Raw genomic sequence first — 24,444 nt, forward strand, 5'->3', positions numbered from 1 at the left:
TTCATTGTCTGGTAGTTATGGCGAGAAGGTCACACCCGTTCCCATCCCGAACACGGTAGTTAAGCTTCTCTGCGCCGATGGTAGTTGGGGGCTTCCCCCTGTGAGAGTAGGTCGCTGCCGGGCAATGATTTTGGAGGTTTAGCTCAGCTGGGAGAGCATCTGCCTTACAAGCAGAGGGTCAGCGGTTCGATCCCGTTAACCTCCACCATTTTTATGCCGGCTTAGCTCAGTTGGTAGAGCAACTGATTTGTAATCAGTAGGTCGCGAGTTCGACTCTTGCAGCCGGCACCATCTTTTTCTTAATCAGTCTTACATACATTAGTATAAAGAGCCGTTAGCTCAGTTGGTAGAGCATCTGACTTTTAATCAGAGGGTCGCAGGTTCGAACCCTGCACGGCTCACTCTTTGCGGGTGTGGCGGAATTGGCAGACGCACCAGATTTAGGATCTGGCGCCGCGAGGCGTGGGGGTTCAAGTCCCTTCACCCGCACTTATATTTATGCGGAAGTAGTTCAGTGGTAGAACATCACCTTGCCAAGGTGGGGGTCGCGGGTTCGAACCCCGTCTTCCGCTCCAATCTGAGTTTATTTTATGCCGGGGTGGCGGAACTGGCAGACGCACAGGACTTAAAATCCTGCGGGTAGTGATACCCGTACCGGTTCGATTCCGGTCCTCGGCACCATTTCTATATTGCGCCCATAGCTCAACTGGATAGAGTACCTGACTACGAATCAGGCGGTTGGAGGTTCGACTCCTTCTGGGCGCGCTTATTTTACGGGAAGTAGCTCAGCTTGGTAGAGCACTTGGTTTGGGACCAAGGGGTCGCAGGTTCAAATCCTGTCTTCCCGACCATTATTAAATTCTATAATTTGGGGCCTTAGCTCAGCTGGGAGAGCGCCTGCTTTGCACGCAGGAGGTCAGCGGTTCGATCCCGCTAGGCTCCACCAAATTTTAAATTAAATCTTTATTAATGTGGCGGCGTAGCTCAGCTGGCTAGAGCGTTCGGTTCATACCCGAGAGGTCGTGGGTTCGATTCCCTCCGCCGCTATCTTTAAAATTTGGACCTTTAGCTCAGTTGGTTAGAGCAGACGGCTCATAACCGTCCGGTCGCAGGTTCGAGTCCTGCAAGGTCCACTTAGCACTTTTTATTATTATATCGTGGAGGAATACCCAAGTCTGGCTGAAGGGATCGGTCTTGAAAACCGACAGGGGTGTAAAAGCTCGCGGGGGTTCGAATCCCTCTTCCTCCGTTTTTTATTTGTGACTAAGTGGGCCAATTTAATATTATTATCGCGGGGTGGAGCAGTCTGGTAGCTCGTCGGGCTCATAACCCGAAGGTCGCAGGTTCAAATCCTGTCCCCGCAATCGTGGTTCCGTGGTGTAGGGGTTAACATGCCTGCCTGTCACGCAGGAGATCGCGGGTTCAAATCCCGTCGGGACCGCCATTTGGCTTGGTAGCTCAGTTGGTAGAGCACTTGATTGAAGCTCAAGGTGTCGGCAGTTCGATTCTGTCCCAAGCCACTTTTATGTGTATTGTGCGGGTGTAGTTTAGTGGTAAAACCACAGCCTTCCAAGCTGTTGTCGGGAGTTCGATTCTCCTCACCCGCTTTTTTGGGCCTATAGCTCAGCTGGTTAGAGCGCACGCCTGATAAGCGTGAGGTCGATGGTTCGAGTCCATTTAGGCCCATTTTATTCCACAGTAGCTCAGTTGGTAGAGCAATCGGCTGTTAACCGATCGGTCGCAGGTTCGAGTCCTGCCTGTGGAGTTTATATTTTATACTGGAGAAGTACTCAAGTGGCTGAAGAGGCGCCCCTGCTAAGGGTGTAGGTCGTTAACGCGGCGCGAGGGTTCAAATCCCTCCTTCTCCGCCAGTAAGGCCCGTTGGTCAAGCGGTTAAGACACCGCCCTTTCACGGCGGTAACACGGGTTCGAATCCCGTACGGGTCATCATTATAAGTATAAGAACAATGCAGAGGCATTGTTCTTATTTTGGTTGGAAATTGGAGGGCTGGATTGGATGCGAAATAGGAGGAAGTTTTGGATTTTGACGGTTATAGTGGCGATTTCGGGGCTGTCACAAGGGCTTTTGTTGCCGCTGATTGCGATTATTTTTGAAGGAATGGGGATTAGTTCGAGTGTGAATGGATTTCATGCGACGGGGATTTATATTGGAGTTTTGTTGGTGTCGCCATTTATTGAAGCGCCGCTACATAAATTTGGATTTAAGCCGATTATTGTGGTTGGCGGGGGATTAGTTGCGGTGTCGCTATTTTTGTTCCCGATGTGGTTTAATTTGTATTTTTGGTTTTTGCTGCGTCTTGTTATTGGTGTGGGGGATCATATGCTACATTTTTCGTCGCAAACTTGGATTGGAGCTACGACGGAACCGAGCAAACGTGGCAGGAATATGGCGATTTATGGCTTGTTTTTTTCACTTGGATTTGCGGTTGGACCGCAGCTTGTGAATTTGATGGATGTAAGTCCTAATTTGCCATTTTATATTTCCGGTGTGTTAGTTCTCTTGGCGTGGGGATTAATTTTGACGCTGAAAAATGAATTTATTTCGGAAGGGACGGAAATTCGCAAAATTTCTTTTTTCGATAGTATGAAGCGTTTTTCTGATGTGATGAAAATTGCTTGGGTAGCGATGATACCACCCTTTTTATATGGTGTTTTGGAGACGGGTTTAAACGCGACTTTCCCAATTGTGGGGCTTAGATTTGGGATTGAAACGTATATGATTACGTTTATTATTTCTGCTTTCTCGGTAGGGACGATTTTGTTTCAGGTTCCAATTGGGATTTTTAGTGATCGGATGGGGCGCGGGCGCGTGTTGCCGATTTTAACGTTTTTAGGTGGTCTCGTTTTCTTCCTAACAGCATTTGTTTCGAGTAGTGTGCTTTTTATTGTGATTTTCTTTGTGCTCGGGATACTTGTGGGATCGCTTTATTCACTTGGGCTTTCATATATGACGGATTTGACGCCGCTTGATCTTCTTCCTGCTGGAAATATTTTGGTGGGGATGTGTTTTAGTGTGGGGAGTATTTTGGGGCCGAGTGTAACGGGGGCTTTGATTACTATGGTCGGCCCGAGGAGCTTTTATTTTACGATTGCTCTGCTTCTTATTTTGGGAGGAATTTTATTATTTTCAAAAAAAAGATTGACAGCATAGATTTATTTTTGGTATTATGATTTCAATACATTTGATATGTAAATTAAATATGAAACTCTTATAACGAGTGGTAGAGGGACTGGCCCGATGAAACCCGGCAACCTTTCAAGTTTTTTGAAAAGGTGCTAAATCCTGCAAAGCATGTTGCTTTGAAAGATAAGAGAGAACTAATTTTTCGTTTATTTTCGAATTATTTTAGCCTCTCTATCTAGGGAGGCTTTTTCGCGTCATAAAAAAGAGAGGATGAGGTAAATGGTAAAAGTACTTAGTTCAAATTTAGGGTATCCACGTCTTGGAGAGAATCGCGAATGGAAAAAATCGTTAGAAAATTTTTGGAATAACAAAATTTCAGAAGATACACTTCTTTCTGAAACAAAGGCGATTCGATTGGCTGCTTTAAACAAGCAGAAAGAAAAAGGGATTGAGCTTATTCCGGTCAATGATTTTACATTGTACGACCATGTGCTTGATTTGAGTGTGGCGTTTGGTGTGATTCCGAAGCGTTTTGGGAACTTTACGAACGAGGTGTCGCTACGTACATATTTTGACATCGCGCGCGGGAACGATACGGCGGTTGCTTCTGAGATGACGAAATGGTTCAACACGAATTACCATTACATCGTTCCAGAGCTTGACGATGTGGAGCCGAAACTCTTAGAGAATAGGGCGCTAAAAGCTTATTTAGAAGCGAAAAAGGAGCTAGGTATTGATGGAAAGCCGGTCATCATTGGGCCAATTACTTATTTGAAACTTGGAAAAGGTGCCGATAAAAATGATTTCGCGAGTTTAGTTCAGAAGTTCTTACCGCTTTATAAAACGATTATTGAAGAGCTAGATGCGGCGGGCGCGAAATGGATTCAACTAGACGAACCAATTCTTGCGACGAGTTTAGCAAAAGAAGAAGTAGCGCTTTTTGAAGAGGTGTACGCGGAATTACGCGCGGCGGCGCCACATGCGAAGTTGATTTTGCAAACGTATTTTGAAAGTGTGGACGCGTATGAGGCGGTTGTAAAATTGCCGGTGGATGCGATTGGGCTGGATTTCGTTCACGACCATGGTGAGACGCTTGAGAGAATTCAAAAATTTGGTTTTCCAGATAATAAATATTTGGCGGCGGGAATCATTGATGGGCGCAATGTTTGGCGGGCGGATGTTCAGGCGAAACGTGCGGAGCTTGAAATTTTAACGCGACTTGTGCAAAAGGACAAACTGATTGTACAGCCGGCGAGTTCGCTACTGCATGTTCCGGTGACGAAAAAAAGCGAGCCGAATTTGGATAAAGTGCTGTACGATGGTCTTTCTTTTGCGGATGAAAAATTGGATGAAGTCGTTCTTCTCGCGAAAGCTGTTTCAGACGGAGCGGAGGCGGTGTCTAGCGAGCTTGAAAAAGCAGAGCTTGCCGTTTCGGAATTGAATCGTTCGGAACATCGGAATAACAAGGCGGTTCAAACGGAGCTTTCAGAGCTTAGTAGCATTTCTGCTGAACGAAAAAGCCCATTTGAAACGCGGATTAAAGCCCAGCACGAATGGCTGAATTTGCCGCTTTTACCGACGACAACAATTGGGAGTTTCCCGCAGTCGCCTGAAGTTCGCAAAAAACGCGCGGCTTTCCTAAAAGGGGATATTACGAAAGCGGAGTACGAAACATACATTGAACAGGAAACGGAACGCTGGATTCGCATTCAAGAGGATCTGGACCTTGATGTTCTTGTGCACGGTGAATTTGAACGGACGGATATGGTCGAGTATTTTGGACAAAAATTAGCAGGCTTCCAGGCGACGAAATTTGGTTGGGTGCAGTCATATGGCTCGCGTGCGGTGCGTCCGCCACTTATTTACGGGGATGTGGCTTTTACGGAAAATATTACGGTGAAGGAAAGCAAATTTGCCCAGTCACTCACGAATCGTCCTGTGAAGGGGATGCTGACCGCCCCCGTAACCATCATCAATTGGAGCTTTGTGCGAGACGATATTCCAAGAAGCGATGTTTTCAACCAAGTGGGGCTTGCTCTTAGGAAGGAAGTTCTTGCATTAGAGGAAAATGGGATTCGCGTGATTCAGGTTGATGAGCCGGCGCTCCGCGAAGGGTTGCCGCTGAAGCGTTCGAGATGGGAAAAATACTTGAACGATGCGGTTTATGCTTTCAAGCTAACGACTTCCGGTGTCGCGGACGAAACGCAAATTCATACGCATATGTGCTACTCGGATTTTGATGACATTATCGATGCGATTAGTGCGCTAGACGCCGATGTTATCTCAATTGAAACGTCGCGTAGTCACGGGGAAATTATTTCCACGTTTGAAGCGTATCATTACGATAAGGAAATTGGGCTTGGTGTTTATGATATTCATAGCCCACGCGTTCCAAGTACGACTGAAATTAAAACGAATATTGAGCGCGCGCTTCGCGTGATTCCAGTTCAAAATTTCTGGATTAATCCGGATTGTGGGCTTAAAACGCGGAAGGAAGAAGAAACGGTTGCCGCGCTTCGTGATATGGTTTCCGCTACAAAGGAAATTCGCGAGGCCTATACCATTTTAGAAAAATAGAGAACGGGGGAAGCTCGATGGGAAATTTAAGTAAGCAGACGATTTCAGCACAAATTGGTAATAAAAAATGTGAGAAAACTGGTGCGGTCAACATGCCACTCTATTTCTCAACGGCTTACCGCCATACGGATATTGGGGTGGGTACTGGGTACGATTATACGCGGACGGCAAACCCGACGCGCGATGTTTTACAGGAGGCGCTCGCAGAACTTGAAGACGGGAAATATGGTTTTGCTACAAGTTCTGGTATGAGCGCGGTTCAGCTTGTTTTTAAAAGGTTTAAAACGGGTGACCACATTATTAGTTTGCAAGATTTGTACGGCGGGACTTTTCGCTATTTTGGGACGCTTGAACGGCAGTATGCGATTGCATTTGCATATTGGGACGGAAAAGTGTTTGATGAGCTTGACGGGCTTTTACAGCCGAATACGAAAGCGATTTTTATTGAAACGCCGACAAATCCGCTTATGCAGGAAGTGGATATTGAAAAAGTGGCACAATTTGCGAGCGCGCATCAGCTTTTGCTCATTGTGGATAACACTTTTTATACGCCCATTTTGCAGCAGCCGTTAAATCTTGGGGCAGATATTGTCATTCACAGCGCTACGAAATATTTAGGCGGTCATAATGATGTTCTGGCGGGAGCAGTCATTGTGCGAAGTGATGAGCTCGGTGAGTTTTATGCGACGGCTTTAAATGAAACGGGCGAAGTGCTGTCACCATTTGATTCGTGGCTTTTAATTCGCGGGCTTAAAACGCTACCACTACGCATTAGAGAGCATGAAAGAAATGCTAAACGCGTCGTTCAGTTTCTCGAAAACCATGCTTTAGTCAAAGAAGTGAAGTATCCAGGGCGCGGTGGCATGATTAGCTTTTATATTGAAAATGCCGCGCTTATTTCACCGCTACTTAGAAGTGTTTCGCTTTTTACTTTTGCTGAAAGTTTAGGCGGCGTTGAAAGTTTAATTACGTATCCTGCTACGCAAACACATGCGGATATTCCGCGAGAACTGCGGGAATCATACGGCTTAACTGATGAGCTGTTGCGCATTTCAGTTGGCATTGAAGACGCGGACGATTTGGTGAACGATCTCAAAACGGCGTTCGAATGCGCTTCTAAGGAGGCGGTACGGCCATGAATTTGCGTAAAGATTTAAGTGAGAAAGTTTTAATTGCAGACGGGGCAATGGGAACTTTGCTTTATTCGTACGGTGTAGACCGTTCGTTTGAAGAATTAAATGTGACGCACCCAGATGACGTACTTGCTATTCACCGCGCTTACATTGAAGCGGGCGCGGATATTATCCAAACGAATACGTATGGCGCAAACTATATAAAGCTGAAGCGTTACGGCTTAGAAGATGAAATTAAACGGATAAATCAGGCGGCTATTAGGTTGGCGAAAAAAGCGACCAGCGGCACAGGGACTTATGTTTTTGGAACGATTGGCGGCATTAACGGGGCTAGTGATTCAAAAGTGGAACAGGCTCCACTTGAAGAAATCAAACGTAGTTTTCGGGAACAGTTGTATTGTTTTTTGCTGGAGGGCGTGGATGCGATTCTTCTTGAAACATTTTATGATCCTAACGAGCTTAAAACCGTATTAAAAATTGTACGGGAAAATACAGATTTGCCAGTTGTAGCGAATGTTTCGATGCATGAACCGGGGCTACTTCAAAACGGGGAGAAGCTACCTGATGTTTTGCAGGAATTGGCAAATCTAGGCGCAGATGTTGTAGGCGTGAATTGTCGGCTTGGTCCTTATCATATGGCACGCGCGCTTGAAACGGTGCCACTCCTAGATAACGCCTATTTGGCAGCATATCCGAATGCTAGTCTACCTGAAATGCAGGAAGGAAAAATCATTTATCAAGCGGAAACGGATTATTTTGAGGAATATGGTGAAATTTTCCGCAAGCAGGGCGCACGCATCATTGGTGGTTGTTGCGGGACGACACCAGACCATATTCGGGCGTTCCGGGCGGGACTTCGGTCAACTAAACCAGTTCGAACAAAGGAAGTTCGTCCCATCATCGAACTTGTTCCTGAAGAGCCAGACACGCATGAAGGTGTTCGTTTAGTGGATAAAGTGAAGAATGAGTGCACGGTGCTAGTCGAACTCGATCCGCCGCGGACGTTTGATACGGCGCAATTTTTTGAAGGCGCAAAGGCGCTCGATGCGGCTGGAGTTGATGCGATTACGATTTCCGATAACTCGCTTGCGACGCCGCGCATTAGCAACATGGCGATTGCTTCGATCTTAAAGCACGAGCACAACATTAAGCCGCTCATTCATTTAACAACACGTGATCACAATCTCGTAGGCATGCATTCGCACATCATGGGTTTCCATAAGCTTGGCTTGCATGATGTTCTCGCTGTGACAGGCGATCCAACGAAAGTGGGCGATTTCCCGGGTGCTTCCTCTGTTTTTGATTTACGGTCGGTTGAGCTCATTCAACTCATTAAAAAGTTCAATGATGGAATTTCTTATACAGGCAAGTCGCTCAAGGAAAAGGCGCGTTTCAACGTCGCAGCTGCGTTCAACCCGAACGTTCTCAATGTGGAAAAAGCGGTCCGTTTGATTCAGCGAAAAGTGGAATACGGCGCGGACTACATTATTACACAGCCCATTTACGATGTGGAGAAGGCCGCCATCTTAAAAGAGGCGCTTGATGCGGCAGAAATCTCCGTCCCCATCTTTGTTGGCGTCATGCCACTTCTATCAAGCCGAAATGCGGAATTTTTGCACAACGAAGTTCCAGGTATCAGGCTAACCAATGAAGTCCGCGAACGAATGCGCGAGGCAGAAAAAGCGGGGCGTGGCAACGAAGAAGGCATGCTAATCTCAAAAGAAATCATTGATGCAATTTGCACGCATTTTAACGGGATTTACATCATTACACCATTTTTACGCTACGATTTATCGCTCGAATTATTGGAATATGCAAAATCAAAAAAACAGGTGCATGTCGTATAAATGTAGCCTGTTTTTTGCGCTAAACGAAAGGTCAGAAAATCGCGAAATGATTTTCTGACCTATTTTTAAAATAAATTCATTTGAAGCAAACTTAGTAAGTAACTAATCGCGAGTACGATACCAAAAATCGTAATGGCTTTCGATGTGGATTTCATTGCCGGTATCATAGTGATTGGTTCCGTTCTGCCGATGAAACGTCTGACGGAACGAATCGCTTCTGGAGCACTTATTAAAATGAGTAGGGTCCAGTACGGCGCGCCTGCCCAAAAAATAAGCGAGATTTCAAAAGCATAAGCGAAAACATAGGCGAGGGCGAACAAAATTGTGGCGTTTCTTCTTCCAAGTAAGATGGCAAGTGTCAAGCGCCCATTTGCTTTATCTGGGTCTAAATCACGGATGCTGTTTGCGAGTAATAAATTGCCTACGAGAACCATGATTGGAATGGAGATATAAACGATTTGTGTGCCAATAAATTCCGCCTGAATGTAAAATGATATGAAAGTTATGACGCCACCCATGAAAAATCCGGCCATAATTTCACCAAAAGGGGTGTAAGCGATTGGATACGGGCCGCCAGTGTATAAGTAGCCAACGAGCATGCAAATTGCGCCGAGCAAGCCAACATACCAGTTTAGTTCCATCGATAAATAAACGCCGCCTAGAATGGAAAGTATGTAAAGGGTAATCGCTAGAAAAAGAATGAATCCCGGGCGTATACCATTTCTTACGATGGCTCCGCCGTTTCCAACCGAGTGTTCATCATCGTGCCCTTTTTTATAGTCGTAATATTCATTGAACAAGTTTGCTGATGTTTGAATGAAAAAGCATGCAACAAGCATCACGAGAAAACGTGTGAAATGAAGATTTGAGTAGAGCATTGCAACGGATGTACCTAAAAATACGGGCACAAAAGAGGCAACTAGAGTGTGGGGCCGAAGTAGCGTCCACCATTTTTTAAAACCAGATTGTCTGGCTAGAACTTGTCTTTCCTGCGCTGCCATTTTATTCGCTCCTTTTTTAAAATATCCTTTCTTCATTTTAGGGAAAATAGTGAGTTTCGTCAATGAATAAAGCCAAAATCGCAAAATGAGCAGGAAGATTTTATTTTTGATATAATAGAAGGAGTGTTAGTAAAGGAGCGATGAAAAAAATGGGAATTACATTACCTCTTGCTTTATTTGAACAAGCGAAACGTCATGCAACAAAAGATAAACCTGCTCTTCTGAGTTGGGTAACTGAATACTCACAAGATTTGGCGCCGCATATTTTGTATCAAAAAGCAAAAGATGCCTTTTCTGGCGAGCGTTTCTTTTGGCAAAATCCTGAGATGACGCTAACACTGGCTGGCTTTGGTGTAACCGAACAATATTTAGCTGCGGATAAAGCAAAGGATGCTTTTTCTGGTTTAGAAGATAAACTAAAGGCTTTAAAATTAAGAACGGTGACCAACGCGACTGAAAAAGAGACAGGGCCGCTTTATTTTGGTGGGTTCAAATTTGATCCAGAACGCGAAACAGATAAAGAATGGCAAGCTTTTAAAGATGGATTATTTTACTTGCCACTATTTATGTTGACGAAAAAGAGCGAGAAAGTTTTTTTAACGGTTAACTTAGTCGTTTATCCTGACGATGAGCTTAAAAAATTGGAAGCCGTAAAAGGTCAGTGGGAAAAAATTATGGAAGCGAAACGTCCAGATATGGAAGTGAATTCGCTCATTACAGCTAAGGAATTAGAAACGGATGAATTTTTGGAAAATGCGCGTGATATTATTGCGCTGCTAAAAGATTCGGAAGACTTACATAAAGTGGTGTTATCCAGAAGAATGGGCTTGCGTTTTAGCAAACAAATTGATAGTGGTGCAGTTCTTCAAAAAATGATGGATACACAAGAAAATAGCTACTTTTTTGTGATGGAAAAAGGTGCTGCATTGTTCTTTGGTGCTACGCCAGAACGATTAGTAGCGGTTTCTGATGATAAAATCCACTCTTCTTGTGTAGCAGGGTCGGCCAAACGCGGCGAAACGGCAGAACAAGATGATAAACTCGGGAATGCTTTATTGAAAGATGCGAAAAATTTACGAGAACATCATTATGTTGTGGAAATGATTGAAGAAACCTTACAACAATTTGCAGATGACTTAACGATTTCCAGTGAACCGGTTCTTTTAAAAAATCGGGATATCCAACATCTTTATATGAATGTTCATGCGAAAAAGCGTGATGATGTAAATATTCTGCAAATTTTGCGGGCGCTGCATCCGACGCCGGCGCTTGGCGGTTCACCTAAAAATTTAGCGCGGGCGATTATTCGTATGAAGGAAACAAGTGACCGTGGTTTTTACGGTGGACCAATTGGGTTTATTGACACGGATTTTGATGGCGAATTCGCTGTAGCAATTCGTTCAGCGCTAGTCATTGACTCGCTTGGCGTGCTTTACGCAGGTTGCGGGATTGTGTCTGATTCCGTTCCAGAAGAAGAATTACAAGAAACAAAAGTCAAATTTCAACCGATGTTACGTGTTTTAGGAGGCAATGTCGAATGAGTCACCAAGAAACAATGACCGCATATTTAACTGCTTTTATCGAAGAATTAATTCAAGCAGGTGTCAAAGAAGCTGTTATTAGCCCAGGATCAAGATCAACTCCAATTGCGCTTTTAATGGCGGAACACCCGACGCTTAAAATTCATGTTCATGTGGACGAACGTTCGGCTGGTTTTTTCGCTCTTGGCATCGCAAAAGCTTCGAAAAATCCGGTTGTCCTACTCTGCACAAGTGGAACGGCTGCGGCCAATTATTTTCCGGCAGTGGCAGAAGCGAATTTATCCCAAATTCCGCTCATTGTTTTAACAGCAGATAGACCGCATGAACTGCGAAATGTTGGGGCGCCGCAAGCAATGGATCAAATTCAGTTGTTTGGCACCCACGTGAAAGATATGGTCGATATGGCGATACCAGAAGGAACAGATGAGATGCTACGCTATGCGAAATGGCACGGTAGTCGTTCAGTTGATATTGCGCTCAAAACGCCGCGGGGACCAGTACATTTGAACTTCCCACTACGGGAACCATTAACGCCGATTTTAGATCCTTCGCCGTTTACACAGACGGGTAAGAAGAAACATCACGTGCGGATTTATTATACGCATGAAGTTTTAGAGCAGGAAGCGCTAGATAAAATGTTCGCAGATTGTTCTGGGAAAAAAGGGGTCATCATTGCGGGACCGCTTGATAAGAAGAATTTGGAAGGAAAATTAGTTCAGGCGGCGCGAAAATTGGGTTGGCCAATCTTGGCGGATCCGCTGTCTGGTCTTCGGTCATACGGTGAAAAAGATACGGTTGTGGTGGATCAATATGATGCACTGCTAAAAAACGAGGCGTTTTGTTCGGCGATGGCACCTGAAATGGTCGTTCGTTTTGGGGCGATGCCGGTATCGAAGTCACTGAAAATTTGGCTAGAATCATTCGATGTGCGGACTTTCGTTGTTGATCCTGGGGCGGCTTGGCGGGACCCGGTGAAGGGTGTAACGGATATGATTCATTGCGATGAGCGTTTCCTACTTGAGGAGATGACTCAGGCGGAGTTTGCGGCTCCGGAGAATTGGCTTTCTGTGTGGCACAAACTAAACGCGTCTGCGCAAAACGTGCTTTCTTCCCATATAAAAGAAACAGCTGGCTTGGAGGAAGGGCAAATTGTGAGTGTGCTGCGGGAGCATCTGCCGGATCAGTCGGGTTTGTTTATTGGGAACAGCATGCCGATTCGGGATGTGGACACGTATTTCATGCAGACGGATAAGCGGGTGAAGATGCTTGCAAACCGCGGAGCAAACGGCATTGATGGTGTTGTTTCGGCCGCCCTTGGTGCGAGTACGATTGTTCAACCGATGTATTTGCTTATCGGCGATTTATCTTTTTATCATGATATGAACGGCCTACTGATGGCCAAAAAATACAACTTGAACTTGACGATTATTGTGGTGAACAACGATGGTGGCGGGATTTTCTCGTTTCTTCCTCAGGCGAAGACGCCGAAATATTTTGAGTCGCTATTTGGCACATCCACAAACCTTGATTTTCGCTATACGGCAGCACTTTATGGCGCGGGCTATGATGAAATTACACGATTATGTGATTTGGAAGATGCACTCGACAAAGCCGCTTATAACAAAGGGTTAGACATCATTGAAGTGCGCACAAATCGCCATGAAAATGTGGCACATCACCAAGCTCTTTTTGAGAAAATAGCGGTCCAAGTGGAGCGTGACCTGAAAAAATGAAGCTCTTTTTAAGTTTTATAAATCGTCATGCCAAGCTTGATATGATGTTGCTACACGGTTTTACGGGGACACATAAAACATTTGGACAGCTGGAACTAGGCGGGGCGAATTTAATTTTGCCGGATTTGCCTGGGCACGGCGCATCTTATTCGGCTGTTCCAGATGATTATTCGCTTGAGGCGACGGAAGCCGCATTAAACGCGCTTGTTAGAGCGGACAAGCCTACGGTTTTAGTTGGCTATTCGATGGGCGCACGAATTGCACTGGCGCTTACTATGCGGAACAAGGCAAAATACGGCGGGCTTGTTATGATAAGTGGTTCGCCGGGACTCAAGACGGATGAGGAGCGCGCAACTCGGCGGCACCGTGACGCGGACTTGGCGCAATTTATTACCGAAAAAGGTGTGCCGGAATTTGTGGCTTACTGGGAAAATTTGCCTTTGTTTGCTTCGCAAAAGTCGTTAGCTGCGGATAAGCAAGAACAAATTCGTGACGAGCGTTTGAGTCAAGCGGGAACAGGGCTTATATACAGTTTAGCTGGTGTTGGGACAGGTGAATTGCCTTCTTACTGGGCAGATTTGGTAGAGCTTGATATACCGGTTTTGCTTATAGCGGGTGAACTTGATGAAAAGTTTTGCCGTATTGCCAAGGAAGTGCAGAGTTTACTGCCTAATGCGACGTACGTTTCCGTGAAAGATGCGGGGCATGCGGTTCATCTTGAGGCACCCGAAGAAGTATCGAAAATGATAAATAACTGGTTAAATGACCATTTTTAGGAGGTTTTTTCTATGATTGAATGGAAAACGGAGAAAGTGTTTGAGGAAATTAAATATGAGTCGCACAACGGAATTGCGAAAGTAACGATTAATCGTCCGCATGTACATAATGCATTTACGCCTAAAACGGTGATGGAAATGATTGATGCGTTTAATTTGGCTCGCGATGATGAAAAAATTGGTGTCATCATTTTAACTGGTGAAGGCGACAAAGCGTTTTGTTCTGGGGGAGATCAGAAAGTGCGCGGGCACGGCGGTTATGTTGGCGATGACCAAATTCCACGTTTAAACGTGCTCGACTTACAGCGTCTCATTCGTATCATTCCAAAACCAGTTATTGCAATGGTTGCAGGCTGGTCAATTGGCGGCGGAAATGTGTTGCAACTTGTTTGTGACATTACAATTGCTGCTGACAATGCGAAGTTTGGTCAAACTGGACCGAACGTAGGAAGTTTTGACGCGGGGTATGGCTCTGGGTACTTGGCGCGCGTTATCGGGCATAAAAAAGCTAAGGAAGTTTGGTTTATGTGCCGCCAATATACGGCCGAGGAAGCGCTTGAAATGGGCTGGATTAATACGGTCGTACCCGTTTCTGAACTGGAAAATGAAACGGTCGCTTGGGCAGAAGAAATGCTTAAGAAAAGTCCGACAGCTTTGCGCTTTATTAAAGCGGCATTTAATGCCGATACAGATGGTTTGGCGGGAATTCAACAACTCGCAGGGGACGCAACACTTCTTTACTATACGACAGATGAAGCGAAAGAAGGCCGCGACGCCTTCAAGGAAAAACGCGACCCTGACTTCGATCAATTCCCGAAATTCCCATGATGAACTGGTTATTACAACGAGCGCAGGTTTCGCCACATGAAACTGCGCTTGTTTTCCGCGGAGAAAAATATTCGTTTGAAGAGGTGGCAGGGGACGCATTTTGTAACGCTGGAAAACTGGCCAGCCTGAACATTAAACCGGGCGATTTTGTGGCGCTTCTTGGAAAAAACAACAAGGAAACTTTTTTGATGATTCACGCTCTCCAATTGCTTGGCGCCATTCCGGTTTTTTTGAACAATCGGTTGACGGCTTCTGAAATGAATTTTGAGATTTTGGATAGCGGCGCCATTTGTACGCTTTTTGATGATGCCTTTGCTGATTTTTCGGTGGATTTAGACGGTGCGCGTCACGCATTTTCGGAAGTGGCTGCGCAAATCGCACGAGATTTTTCTGCCACAAAAAATGATTTTGATGACGTAGCATCGGTTATGTACACCTCTGGCACGACGGGAAACCCGAAAGGCGTTCTGCAAACTTACGGGAACCATTTCTTCAGCGCGACAGCTTCAGCACTAAATTTTGGCGTGAACCCACGTTCGGACGCGTGGCTTTGTGTGGTGCCAATTTTTCACATTAGCGGCCTGTCGATTTTGATGCGCTCGGTCATTTACGGGATTCCGGTTTTTTTGGAAGAAAAATTTGATGTGGTGCGCGTCACGAAACTACTAATGAGCGGGGACGTGACGCATGCTTCAGTCGTTCTGACAATGATTGAACGGCTACTTGCCCACAGTTCGGCGGCTTTCCACGAAAACATGCGTGTTGTTTTGCTCGGCGGAAGTGCCGTTCGAAAAGACATGCTAGAAACCTGTTTTGCGCGCCGCATTCCAATTGTTCAGTCATATGGCATGACCGAAACGGCGTCACAAATTGTTGCGCTAAACCCGGCCGATGCGAAACGTAAAATCGGCTCCTCAGGCCGCATCTTGTTCCCCTCGGAATTGCATATTGAAAAGGCTAATGAGGCGGACGTTGACGGAGAAATCTGGCTGCGTGGGCCAACTGTTTTCAAGGGCTATCTGAACAACCCGGCTGCGACAGACGAAGCCACACAAAACGAATTCTTTCGTACCGGAGATATCGGCCACGTGGACGAAGAAGGCTTCCTATTTGTAGCAGAGCGCAAGGGTGACTTGATTATATCCGGCGGCGAAAACATCTACCCAACAGAAGTTGAACACGCCATTTTGAGTGATAAACACGTCTTAGAAGCCGCTGTTGTTGGAAAAAAAGACGCCAAATGGGGCGAAGTGCCAGTCGCACACCTCGTCGTCTTACCCACGTTCAGCGAGCCGCACCTAGTAGAAGCATTAAAGACCAAACTGGCCGCCTATAAAATTCCGAAAGCCTTCCACATCACGCCCGAGCTACCCAAAACCGCATCTGGCAAAATCAAGCGCCATCAACTAAAATAGCGGCTGAAAGGTGGAAAACCAATGTTCAAACATCAAATTGATGAGAAACTTACCATTCGCGTTTTAACTAAAAATGATGTAGACGACTATTTTGAACTGATTAAATCGGCCAAAAGTTATTTAAGAAACTGGCTGACGGTCAGCGATAAAGCTGAAACAAAAAGCGATACCGCGCGTAATATAGCGTATCAAATGAACGTTAATGAAGAAGTGCCAACTTTATTTATGATGGAATACGAAGGAAAACTCGTCGGCTCTATCAGTTTTCATACAATGGATAAAGTCAACCAGAGTGGCGAAATAGGTTATTGGTTAGCTGAACCGTTTCAAGGCCAAGGCCTGATGATTAAGTCGCTACGCTTTTTAATTGATTATGGCTTCCACACGCTTAAGTTACATAGAATTGAAATGAAAATTGCATCTAATAATGAGAAGAGCCAGTCCTTACCTGAAAAATTAGGCTTTAGAAAAGAAGGAATTTTGAAAGAGGCAAAATTTATCAATGGTCGCTTTGTTGATTATGTTGTGTACGGTTTATTGCTGGAAGAATACGAAAAAAAGTAGAAAATATTTTCTACTTTTTTTAATTCTTTAAAACTCTATTATAGAGTAAATAGATTAAGAAAGATTCATATATTCTCTGTAAATGTCATAAAATATACATATTTTTCGTTTAAAAAACTATTTTACTAGCCTATTTGTATATTTTTTGATGTTATTATGAGTATAACTGTTTATATTTTAGTTTAAATAAACAGTTATACTTTATAGCAAAGGAGGGACAACTGCGCGAATTTTTAGCTGTTCAGAAAAAGGCAATCAAGAAAAAACAAAATAATCTAAACGGTTCGTCAGAGTATGTAAAACTTATGAATAATCAATGGGGGACTTCTTGAGTACTACCCAACCTCACTTTAAATCAAAGTGAACTTACATATTTTCTAGATTGTAAAAAGGCGATTAGTTATGTTAATTTGGAAGATTGTCTTAACTAAGAAAAAGGGAGAGTGCAAACATGACTAGCAAAAAATCTAAGTTAAGGAAATTGAGCATTAGTGCCGTTTTGTCCACTGTTATTGCGTCAACTATTCTAACGACAGTACCTTATAATGCGGTAGCGATTGAAGCGAATCAGGAAGTAGTGGGTAATCAAGTTGTTAAAAATGTAAACGCTGCCATCGGAACTACAACAATTTGGGGAGGTGCCACTACAAAATCAACAATCGCTAAAGGTTTTGCAGAACCTGGTTCAGCCATTACGGTTACTAACAATGGTGTCCAAATTGGGACAGGACGCGCAGATTTTGAAGGCGGATATAGAATTAGCATTGCGGAACAAGCAGCTAATACGGTCATGACAGTGACAGCAACTAAAGATGGCAATACTTCGAGTGCTGATGCAACGGTCGTTTATACTGACCGTATTCCATTTGAAACGTATCCTGTTACCCCAAACTCAAACGTAATAAGTGGGACAGCGACGCCAGGAGCAGATATTGTTATTTCAGTGAATGATTCCGAGAACCAAATTGCGAGTGGTACAGTCAATACTAACGGTACATTTGCGTTTGTTATTCCAAAACAAGCAGCAGGTACTAAAATAAAAATATCATTAGCTTATCGCGAAATAGTAAATAATCAATCAACCATTGCTCTTAGTGTAGATTCTATCATTGTGAAAGAGGCAGATCTTGCTTTTACTACAATTAATAAGCTTACAACTGATTCGACGAGGGTGGAAGGAACAGCTGAACCTAACACTATAATTAGCATTAAAAATCAAAGCGGGACGCAACTGGCAGTTGGAAGCGTAGGTTCTGACGGTAGGTATAATTTAGCGATTCCCAAACAATTAGAAGGAACAATTATCACAGCTACTGTGACGGCAAAGGGACAAACCGAAAGTGCGTCCACAACAGTTGTGCGAGAGCGTATGGCACCCACAACCATTGAAGCAATAACAACGGATTCAGTAAGGGCAGAAGGAACCGCGGAACCAAATGCAGATATTGAATTGAAAAACCAAAGTGGTATTATCCTTGCGAGAGGCAAAGTTGCGACAGATGGCTACTACAGTTTGACCATTCCAAAGCAACCTGAGGGAACAATTATTACAGCTACAGCGACGGTAAGTGGTAAAACCGAAAGTGCATCCACAACGGTTAAACGCGAAAGTATTGCACCAACAACCATTAAGTCATTAACAACAGATTCAGTAAGGGCAGAAGGGACAGCAGAGCCAAATGCAGATATTGAATTGAAAAATCAAAGTGGTGTGGTGTTAGCAAGAGGTCGAGTGGCTTCTGATGGTGTGTATGTATTAACGATACAAAAACAAGCTGCGAATACGGTTATTATTGCAACGGCAACAGCAAATGGTAAAACGTCAAGTGCAAGCACAACTGTAGTACAAACTCAGACATCTACTGGTACAGTCAGCGTCAAAAAGGATTATCTTGTTGGCGTGGATAGCCGAATTCAAGCGGAAGTTACAGGAGATGTGACAAAAGTTTATCTAGAAGTAGATGGTGTGAGAAAATCAACTATTCCTGTGGCGAGTAGCTTTGAGTACTATGCCAAGAATGTCATTACTCACGTAAATCAAGATGTCTATTTAGTTGGACTTAATGCTTCTAATGAGCAGTTAGCACGCACAAAAGTGACCTTAAAAGATGGACAAATAAGAACAGGTACAGTTTCTCCTAAGAATTTTATTGTTGGGGCGGATGCTTATGTGAAAGGAACGTATACAGGAGATATCAAAAAAGTAGGTCTTTCAGTGAACGGCACGGTTCTTTACAGTATTCCAGTTGCAACAGATGGTAGTTTCCAGTACTATGCGCGGCCAAATATTACGAATGCCAATACAGATCAAGTATATGTTATTGGCTATAACTCAGAAGGCAATGAAGTTTCAAGAGTCAAAGTGACATTGTCCGGGACGAATAGTGAACTAGATGGCACTATTACAGCATATAACTACATATTAAATCAAGATAAATATGTGGTTGGAACGTATACAGGGAATGTAAAATACATTACTTTGAGAGTGAACGGAACGATTTTAAGTAGAATTCCGGTTGTAGACGGGAACTATACGTATTATGCACGTCCACAAATCACTTCGACAACAGATGTAGTTTCAGTCCTTGCATATAATAATGCAGGCAGTCTTATTGCTGAATCACCAGTCGCGGTAAGATAATCACGCAACAAAAAAGCATAGAACCAGTGAACTCCATTTTAAAAATGGGATTATGTCTGGTTTTATGCTTTTATTTTTTTGGTCCCATTTCACAATTAACAAAGTCTTCTTTTTCCGAAAAAGAAGCTAAAGGAAATTTTCTGTTTTCCGCTGGCTTGATTACATAAATAATATACTTTTTAAAAAATAAACGTAACATTTTATACATAAAATATGCAAAGAAAACTATTTTAGTATCCATTTCGTGTGTTTCTTTGATGGTATCATGATTATGTGTATTTTGATATTTCAAAACACATTCGTCATAATTCCCATCAAAGGAGGAGCATCCAAACGAAGTTTTAATTATTTAGAAAAGATAATCATAAATAACAAGCGAGGCTAAACGGTGTGCTAAAGCATATAAAATCAATAACGGTATACTGTGAAAAGTTTTTTTTAAGATATACATGTTTTTAGATTTAAAGGCAGCTGTTAAATGACTATCTTAAACAAGGGAGAAGATAAATATGAAGAACAAAAAAGCTAAGTTAAGAAAGTTAAGTGTTAGTATTATTGCAGCTACAGTGTTTGTTGCAACAGTTATGACTACTTTACCACACGATGTGTTAGCGACAGAAACTAATCAAGAGGTTGTAAACGTTGACACGGAAACAAATACGAATGCTGCAGGCACAATCATTGTCAACCAAGACTTTTATGTTGGTACAGATAGTCGTATTCAAGCAGAGGCTACAGGTGCTGTGACAAGGGTTTATTTAGAAGTAGATGGTCTTAGAAAAGCGACTATTCCCGTGGCTGGAAGCTTTGAATATTATGCGCGGCCTGAGATTACTGACGTAAACCAAGACGTGTATCTAGTTGGGCTTGATTCTTCTAATCAACAATTAGCACGCACGAAAGTCACGTTACGCAGCACAGATACTGTGACAGGAGGGGCTATTACAGTAAATCCTTATACAGTAGACCAAGATAGATACATAACAGGGACGTATACGGGCGATATAAAGTATGTTGCATTAGAAGTAAAGGGCATTGAACGAAGTAAAATGCCAGTTACAGGTGGCAGCTATGAATACTATGCCAGACTAACGGAGTCAGATGTAAATACAAATCAAGTGTACATCATTGCTTATGACTCGAAAAATGCCCAAATTGCAAGAGAGAAAGTTACATTACTTGGCACAGAAACAGGTAGTGACATAACGAGTACCCTTACAGTAAATCCCTTTACAGTAAACCAAGATAGAATCATAACAGGGACGTATACAGGTGATGTAAGATATGTTGCATTAGAAGTAAAGGGTGTTGAACGAAGTAAAGTTCCAGTTACAGGTGGTAGCTTTGAATGCTATGCCAGACTAACGGAGACAGATGTAAATACAGATCAAGTGTACATCGTTGCTTATGACTCGAAAATTGTCCGAACTACAAGAGAGAAAGTTACATTACTTGGCACAGAAACAGGTAGTGACATAACGAGTACCCTTACAGTAAATCCTTATATGATAAACCAAGATAGATATGTAACAGGAACGTATACAGGTGATGTAAAGTATGTGGCATTAGAAGTAAAAGGAGTTAAACGAAGTAAAGTTCCAGTTACAGGCGGTAGCTATCAGTACTATGCCAGATTAACGGAGACAGATGCAAATACAGATCAAATGTACATGATTGGTTATGATTCAAGTGGTGCTGAAGTTTCGAAAACAAAAGTTGCATTAAACGATACAAATAGTTCAACAGGTAGCATTAGCGCATATGATTATACGGTAAACCAAGATAAATATGTATCTGGAACGTATACGGGTGATGTGCAATATGTTTCTTTAGAGGTAAACGGAGCTACGCTAAGTAAAGTTCCAGTTGCAACAGATGGGAAGTATCGATATTACGCACGACCAAATATTACGAATGGAACTACAGATAAAGTGTATGTCATTGGTTATGACTCAAAAGGTACTGTCATTGCGAGAGAGGAAGTAAAATTATACAATTCTGGGAGTACAACTTGCACCATTACAGCAAACGATTATACAATAGACCAAGATAAATATGTATCTGGAACATATACGGGCAATGTAAGGTATGTGGCGTTAAAAGTAAATGGAGTTACTTTAAGCAAAGTTCCAGTTACAGCAGGAAACTATTCATATTACGCTCGCCCGCAAATTACTTCGATGACAGATATCGTTTCCATCATTGCGTATGATAGTGCAAGTATTAAAGTTTCTGAATCGACTGTTGCTATTCTAGTAAGGTAGTTTAGAAAGTTGTAGAAATACGCAATATGAGTTTTAAAAAGTAAAATCGATAAAGAAATAGTTTGTGCAATAACTTTTATGATGGTTGTTGCAACATTTTCAAATTATACACATAAAAAAATCAGGTAGTCGTCAGCTTTTAAACATGACGTGCTACCTGATTTTTAATAGTTTTCCTCGTTATCGGTCGTTTCTTTCCGGTCCCATTTCACAATTAGGAGCGCCTCTTTTTTCCGCGCGTTGATTTCATCGTAAGCTTCTGCGTAGAAGCCTCGCTGACTTTGAATTTGTTCCGCTAAAAACCCTGCTTCTAGTTTAAAAGTAGGATTTCCTTCCGCTAAAAAGCGCTTTTCGACCTGCTCACCGCTTAAAGTAATCCGTAACTCGTCTTTTTTCTCTTTCGTAAGCGTAAGTTCGCCGAAAGAAGCCTTTTTAAAAAATGCGCTTATTTCATCAAGAGAAGCTAAAGGAAATTTTCTTGCTAAATCTTTTCCGGCCCAGTAGAGGATATGTGGTGTTTCCTCGCCTAGTAGTTCAGGAATAAGATGGTCTCGCAACAATTCAAGGCCGAAGCTTGGAATTTGCGACTGAACGTCTTCATGAATTTCTTCTGTCATTGTGAATACCCCACTTTCTTCTTCACTATTATAACTAAAAGTAGCCCCAATTGGAAAGAGAGAAGGATAATTTTTGTAAAATACTTGCTAAAAGTGGGAAAAAATAAGAAAATGGAAACGTATAGATTTAAAATAGAAATTGAGGCGAGACCGTGAAACGAGCAATAGGATTTATTGATTCGGGGGTTGGGGGCTTAACCGTAGTAAAAGAAGTGTTAAAGCAACTTCCTCATGAAAACATTTATTATTTAGGTGATACAGCACGTTGTCCGTATGGTCCGCGTGATACAGAAGAAGTATTAAAATTCACTTGGGAAATGACGAATTTTTTAGTGGAGCGAAAGATCAAAATGTTAGTGATTGCTTGTAATACGGCAACTGCTGCGGCGTTAAAAGATATTCGCATGAAATTAGATATACCTGTCATTGGTGTTATTCAGCCTGGTTCTAGGGCGGCGCTTAAAGCATCGCGCAACAATCATATTGGTGTACTCGGGACGGTTGGAACCGTTCAAAGCATGGCGTATCCAAACGCTTTGAAGGGACTGAATAATCAAGTCAAAGTGGATTCACTTGCATGTCCAAAATTTGTTTCGATTGTGGAATCGGGCGAATATAAAAGCGCTATCGCGAAAAAAATTGTTGCAGAGTCACTTTTGCCGCTAAAAAGCACAAAAATTGATTCGCTTATTTTGGGCTGCACGCATTATCCGCTTTTAAAGCCGCTTATTGAAAACGTGATGGGCGAAGGCGTTGCGGTCATTAATTCTGGTGAGGAAACGGCCAGCGAAGTGAGCGCACTGCTCGATTATCATGATTTGCTCGAACGAAGAGGCGGCGAAACCGATCACCGTTTTTATACAACAGGTTCGGTCAAAATTTTCCATAATATCGCAAACGACTGGCTAAAACTACCTCAAATGGATGTCGAACACATCACTCTTGGGGAAAAATAAGGAAATCAGGTGTAAAAATGAGATTTGATGGTAGAAATAATGAAGAATTGCGTGAGATTAAGATAGAAAAAGACTACATCATGCATCCGGAAGGTTCGGTTTTAATTTCAGCTGGAAATACGAAGGTCATTTGTAACGCGAGCATTGAAGAAAAAGTTCCGCCGTTTATGCGTGGTGAAGGAAAAGGTTGGATTTCAGCTGAATACGCCATGCTGCCACGGGCGACAGGTTCAAGAAACATTCGCGAATCATCCAAAGGAAAAGTGAGCGGACGGACGATGGAAATCCAACGCCTGATCGGCCGCGCATTACGTGCTGTTGTCAATTTGGACGCGCTAGGGGAGCGAACAATTTGGCTCGACTGCGATGTGATCCAAGCGGACGGAGGTACGCGTACGGCTTCTATTACTGGCGCTTTTATCGCGATGACGCTTGCGGTTTATCGGTTACATACGGAGAAATCATTTGACTCATTTCCTATTCAAGATTTTCTTGCCGCTACAAGTGTGGGCATTTTAGATGAAGGGGAAGCGGTTTTAGACTTAAATTATGTGGAGGATAGCGCTGCAAACGTTGATATGAACGTGATTATGACGGGTGCAGGGCGGTTTGTTGAGCTACAAGGAACTGGCGAGGAGGCGACTTTTTCTGACGAGGAACTAAGTGAACTTCTTCGCTTAGGGCGGAAAGGGATTGCGGAGCTTGTTGAGCTACAAAAAGAACAATTAGGTGCGGATATTACGGCGCTTATAAAAGGGGAGTAAAGAGATGCGAAAATTAGTAATTGCAACGGGAAATGTTGGAAAAGCACAGGAATTTCGTGGGATTTTAGAAAAATATGATGTGGAAATTTTAACGCTGAAAGATTTTCCTGAAATTGGTGAAATCGAAGAAACGGGTACGACTTTTGCGGAAAATGCTGCTTTAAAGGCGACGACGGTAGCGAAAATTTTAAATCAAACGGTGCTAGCTGATGATTCGGGGTTAATTGTAGATGCACTAGACGGCGCCCCGGGCGTCTATTCTGCGCGTTATGCTGGCGAGGCACATAATGATGCCAAGAATAATGAAAAGCTCTTACGCGAGCTCGGAGACACGCCAGATGAAAAGCGTACGGCAAGATTCCACTGCACACTAGCTCTTGCCACACCAGACGGCGAGGTTGATTATTATGAAGGTGATTGCCAAGGGAAAATTGCACAAGCGCTTTCTGGAAAAAACGGGTTTGGCTATGATCCGTTGTTTTTCCTACCTGAACGCGGTGTGACGATGGCAAATTTAACGCCTGCTGAAAAGAACCAAATTAGCCATCGTGCGAATGCAATTAAAAATCTTGGTGCGAATATTGAAAAAGTACTAGAAAAAATTGATAAAAAGTGAGAAAATAGAAAGCAGTAGCACATGGG

At 43.3% G+C, this 24,444-nt stretch carries 17 protein-coding genes, 20 tRNA genes, 1 rRNA gene and 1 riboswitch; of the genes, 36 read left to right on the forward strand and 2 right to left on the reverse strand.

Annotation, left to right across the window (positions count from 1 at the left end; all coding sequences use genetic code 11):
- The first annotated feature begins 7 nt into the window (after window positions 1-7).
- From rrf to CFS04_RS06780, 25 genes are all read left to right on the forward strand, one after another.
- Window positions 8-123, forward strand: a 5S ribosomal RNA gene (gene rrf / locus CFS04_RS06660).
- A gap of 9 nt (window positions 124-132) precedes the next feature.
- A tRNA-Val gene (locus CFS04_RS06665) sits at window positions 133-208 on the forward strand.
- Window positions 209-215: 7 nt separating this feature from the next.
- A tRNA-Thr gene (locus tag CFS04_RS06670) sits at window positions 216-291 on the forward strand.
- A gap of 37 nt (window positions 292-328) precedes the next feature.
- Window positions 329-401 (forward strand) — tRNA-Lys (locus tag CFS04_RS06675).
- A 6-nt stretch (window positions 402-407) separates the two neighbouring features.
- Window positions 408-489, forward strand: a tRNA-Leu gene (locus tag CFS04_RS06680).
- 11 nt (window positions 490-500) lie between these two features.
- Window positions 501-575: transfer RNA gene (locus CFS04_RS06685), tRNA-Gly, on the forward strand.
- A gap of 17 nt (window positions 576-592) precedes the next feature.
- Window positions 593-681 (forward strand) — tRNA-Leu (locus CFS04_RS06690).
- Between the two features lie 10 nt (window positions 682-691).
- Window positions 692-765: transfer RNA gene (locus tag CFS04_RS06695), tRNA-Arg, on the forward strand.
- A gap of 9 nt (window positions 766-774) precedes the next feature.
- Window positions 775-851 (forward strand) — tRNA-Pro (locus tag CFS04_RS06700).
- A gap of 19 nt (window positions 852-870) precedes the next feature.
- Window positions 871-946: transfer RNA gene (locus tag CFS04_RS06705), tRNA-Ala, on the forward strand.
- Between the two features lie 27 nt (window positions 947-973).
- A tRNA-Met gene (locus CFS04_RS06710) sits at window positions 974-1,047 on the forward strand.
- Window positions 1,048-1,059: 12 nt separating this feature from the next.
- Window positions 1,060-1,133, forward strand: a tRNA-Ile gene (locus tag CFS04_RS06715).
- 26 nt (window positions 1,134-1,159) lie between these two features.
- Window positions 1,160-1,249 (forward strand) — tRNA-Ser (locus tag CFS04_RS06720).
- A 41-nt stretch (window positions 1,250-1,290) separates the two neighbouring features.
- A tRNA-Met gene (locus tag CFS04_RS06725) sits at window positions 1,291-1,364 on the forward strand.
- 4 nt (window positions 1,365-1,368) lie between these two features.
- A tRNA-Asp gene (locus CFS04_RS06730) sits at window positions 1,369-1,444 on the forward strand.
- A 3-nt stretch (window positions 1,445-1,447) separates the two neighbouring features.
- Window positions 1,448-1,520: transfer RNA gene (locus CFS04_RS06735), tRNA-Phe, on the forward strand.
- Between the two features lie 16 nt (window positions 1,521-1,536).
- Window positions 1,537-1,607: transfer RNA gene (locus CFS04_RS06740), tRNA-Gly, on the forward strand.
- A gap of 5 nt (window positions 1,608-1,612) precedes the next feature.
- Window positions 1,613-1,686 (forward strand) — tRNA-Ile (locus CFS04_RS06745).
- A gap of 6 nt (window positions 1,687-1,692) precedes the next feature.
- Window positions 1,693-1,765, forward strand: a tRNA-Asn gene (locus CFS04_RS06750).
- A 15-nt stretch (window positions 1,766-1,780) separates the two neighbouring features.
- Window positions 1,781-1,871, forward strand: a tRNA-Ser gene (locus CFS04_RS06755).
- 4 nt (window positions 1,872-1,875) lie between these two features.
- Window positions 1,876-1,947: transfer RNA gene (locus tag CFS04_RS06760), tRNA-Glu, on the forward strand.
- Between the two features lie 70 nt (window positions 1,948-2,017).
- Complete coding sequence (locus CFS04_RS06765) at window positions 2,018-3,172, forward strand: MFS transporter (RefSeq protein WP_088809849.1); 1,155 nt, start codon at window positions 2,018-2,020, stop codon at window positions 3,170-3,172.
- Between the two features lie 55 nt (window positions 3,173-3,227).
- Window positions 3,228-3,335, forward strand: a riboswitch (SAM riboswitch).
- 89 nt (window positions 3,336-3,424) lie between these two features.
- Window positions 3,425-5,722, forward strand: coding sequence for a 5-methyltetrahydropteroyltriglutamate--homocysteine S-methyltransferase (metE, locus tag CFS04_RS06770; RefSeq protein ID WP_088809850.1), 2,298 nt, complete (start codon window positions 3,425-3,427; stop codon window positions 5,720-5,722).
- A 17-nt stretch (window positions 5,723-5,739) separates the two neighbouring features.
- Window positions 5,740-6,861 carry a PLP-dependent transferase gene (locus CFS04_RS06775; RefSeq protein WP_088809851.1) on the forward strand — a complete coding sequence of 374 codons (1,122 nt, stop codon included), beginning with the start codon at window positions 5,740-5,742 and terminating at the stop codon, window positions 6,859-6,861.
- On the forward strand, window positions 6,858-8,702 hold the full coding sequence (locus CFS04_RS06780) for a bifunctional homocysteine S-methyltransferase/methylenetetrahydrofolate reductase (RefSeq protein WP_088809852.1): 1,845 nt from the start codon (window positions 6,858-6,860) through the stop codon (window positions 8,700-8,702). The genes CFS04_RS06775 and CFS04_RS06780 overlap by 4 nt, the downstream gene beginning before the upstream one ends.
- A gap of 65 nt (window positions 8,703-8,767) precedes the next feature.
- Here CFS04_RS06780 and CFS04_RS06785 read toward each other — a convergent pair whose 3' ends face one another.
- Window positions 8,768-9,703: a 1,4-dihydroxy-2-naphthoate polyprenyltransferase gene (locus CFS04_RS06785; protein ID WP_088809853.1), complete on the reverse strand. Its 936-nt coding sequence runs from the start codon at window positions 9,701-9,703 to the stop codon at window positions 8,768-8,770.
- A 149-nt stretch (window positions 9,704-9,852) separates the two neighbouring features.
- Here CFS04_RS06785 and CFS04_RS06790 point away from each other — a divergent pair, with 149 nt between their 5' ends.
- The 8 genes from CFS04_RS06790 (at window position 9,853) to CFS04_RS06830 (ending at window position 21,465) form a co-directional block, all read left to right on the forward strand.
- Window positions 9,853-11,244 (forward strand): isochorismate synthase MenF, encoded by a 1,392-nt coding sequence (locus tag CFS04_RS06790; protein WP_088809854.1) that lies wholly within the window; start codon window positions 9,853-9,855, stop codon window positions 11,242-11,244.
- The gene (menD, locus tag CFS04_RS06795; RefSeq protein WP_088809855.1) at window positions 11,241-12,977 is read left to right on the forward strand and encodes a 2-succinyl-5-enolpyruvyl-6-hydroxy-3-cyclohexene-1-carboxylic-acid synthase; all 1,737 of its coding nucleotides are present in this window, start codon (window positions 11,241-11,243) and stop codon (window positions 12,975-12,977) included. Before CFS04_RS06790 ends, menD begins: the two co-directional genes overlap by 4 nt.
- A complete protein-coding gene (menH, locus tag CFS04_RS06800; RefSeq protein WP_088809856.1) occupies window positions 12,974-13,753 on the forward strand; it encodes a 2-succinyl-6-hydroxy-2,4-cyclohexadiene-1-carboxylate synthase in 780 nt (259 codons plus the stop codon). Before menD ends, menH begins: the two co-directional genes overlap by 4 nt.
- A gap of 12 nt (window positions 13,754-13,765) precedes the next feature.
- Window positions 13,766-14,581: a 1,4-dihydroxy-2-naphthoyl-CoA synthase gene (menB, locus tag CFS04_RS06805; RefSeq protein ID WP_088809857.1), complete on the forward strand. Its 816-nt coding sequence runs from the start codon at window positions 13,766-13,768 to the stop codon at window positions 14,579-14,581.
- The gene (locus CFS04_RS06810) at window positions 14,578-15,996 is read left to right on the forward strand and encodes an o-succinylbenzoate--CoA ligase (RefSeq protein ID WP_088809858.1); all 1,419 of its coding nucleotides are present in this window, start codon (window positions 14,578-14,580) and stop codon (window positions 15,994-15,996) included. Before menB ends, CFS04_RS06810 begins: the two co-directional genes overlap by 4 nt.
- Window positions 15,997-16,017: 21 nt before the next feature.
- Window positions 16,018-16,560 (forward strand): GNAT family N-acetyltransferase, encoded by a 543-nt coding sequence (locus tag CFS04_RS06815; protein WP_088809859.1) that lies wholly within the window; start codon window positions 16,018-16,020, stop codon window positions 16,558-16,560.
- Between the two features lie 451 nt (window positions 16,561-17,011).
- On the forward strand, window positions 17,012-19,201 hold the full coding sequence (locus tag CFS04_RS06820; protein ID WP_088809860.1) for an immunoglobulin-like domain-containing protein: 2,190 nt from the start codon (window positions 17,012-17,014) through the stop codon (window positions 19,199-19,201).
- A gap of 509 nt (window positions 19,202-19,710) precedes the next feature.
- Window positions 19,711-21,465 (forward strand): immunoglobulin-like domain-containing protein, encoded by a 1,755-nt coding sequence (locus tag CFS04_RS06830; RefSeq protein WP_088809862.1) that lies wholly within the window; start codon window positions 19,711-19,713, stop codon window positions 21,463-21,465.
- A gap of 164 nt (window positions 21,466-21,629) precedes the next feature.
- Here the strand turns inward: CFS04_RS06830 and CFS04_RS06835 are convergent, their stop codons facing one another.
- Window positions 21,630-22,082 carry a YslB family protein gene (locus CFS04_RS06835; RefSeq protein ID WP_088809863.1) on the reverse strand — a complete coding sequence of 151 codons (453 nt, stop codon included), beginning with the start codon at window positions 22,080-22,082 and terminating at the stop codon, window positions 21,630-21,632.
- Between the two features lie 152 nt (window positions 22,083-22,234).
- Here CFS04_RS06835 and racE point away from each other — a divergent pair, with 152 nt between their 5' ends.
- From racE to CFS04_RS06850, 3 genes are read left to right on the forward strand one after another with little or no spacing between them, the layout of a single operon-like run.
- Complete coding sequence (gene racE, locus CFS04_RS06840) at window positions 22,235-23,038, forward strand: glutamate racemase (RefSeq protein WP_088809864.1); 804 nt, start codon at window positions 22,235-22,237, stop codon at window positions 23,036-23,038.
- A 17-nt stretch (window positions 23,039-23,055) separates the two neighbouring features.
- A complete protein-coding gene (rph, locus tag CFS04_RS06845; RefSeq protein ID WP_088809865.1) occupies window positions 23,056-23,802 on the forward strand; it encodes a ribonuclease PH in 747 nt (248 codons plus the stop codon).
- A gap of 4 nt (window positions 23,803-23,806) precedes the next feature.
- Window positions 23,807-24,418, forward strand: a complete 612-nt coding sequence (locus tag CFS04_RS06850; protein ID WP_088809866.1) for an XTP/dITP diphosphatase — start codon at window positions 23,807-23,809, stop codon at window positions 24,416-24,418.
- The last annotated feature ends 26 nt before the right edge of the window (window positions 24,419-24,444 follow it).

The organism is Listeria sp. ILCC796 (assembly GCF_900186175.1).
GTDB classification, from domain to species: Bacteria; Bacillota; Bacilli; order Lactobacillales; family Listeriaceae; genus Listeria; species Listeria goaensis.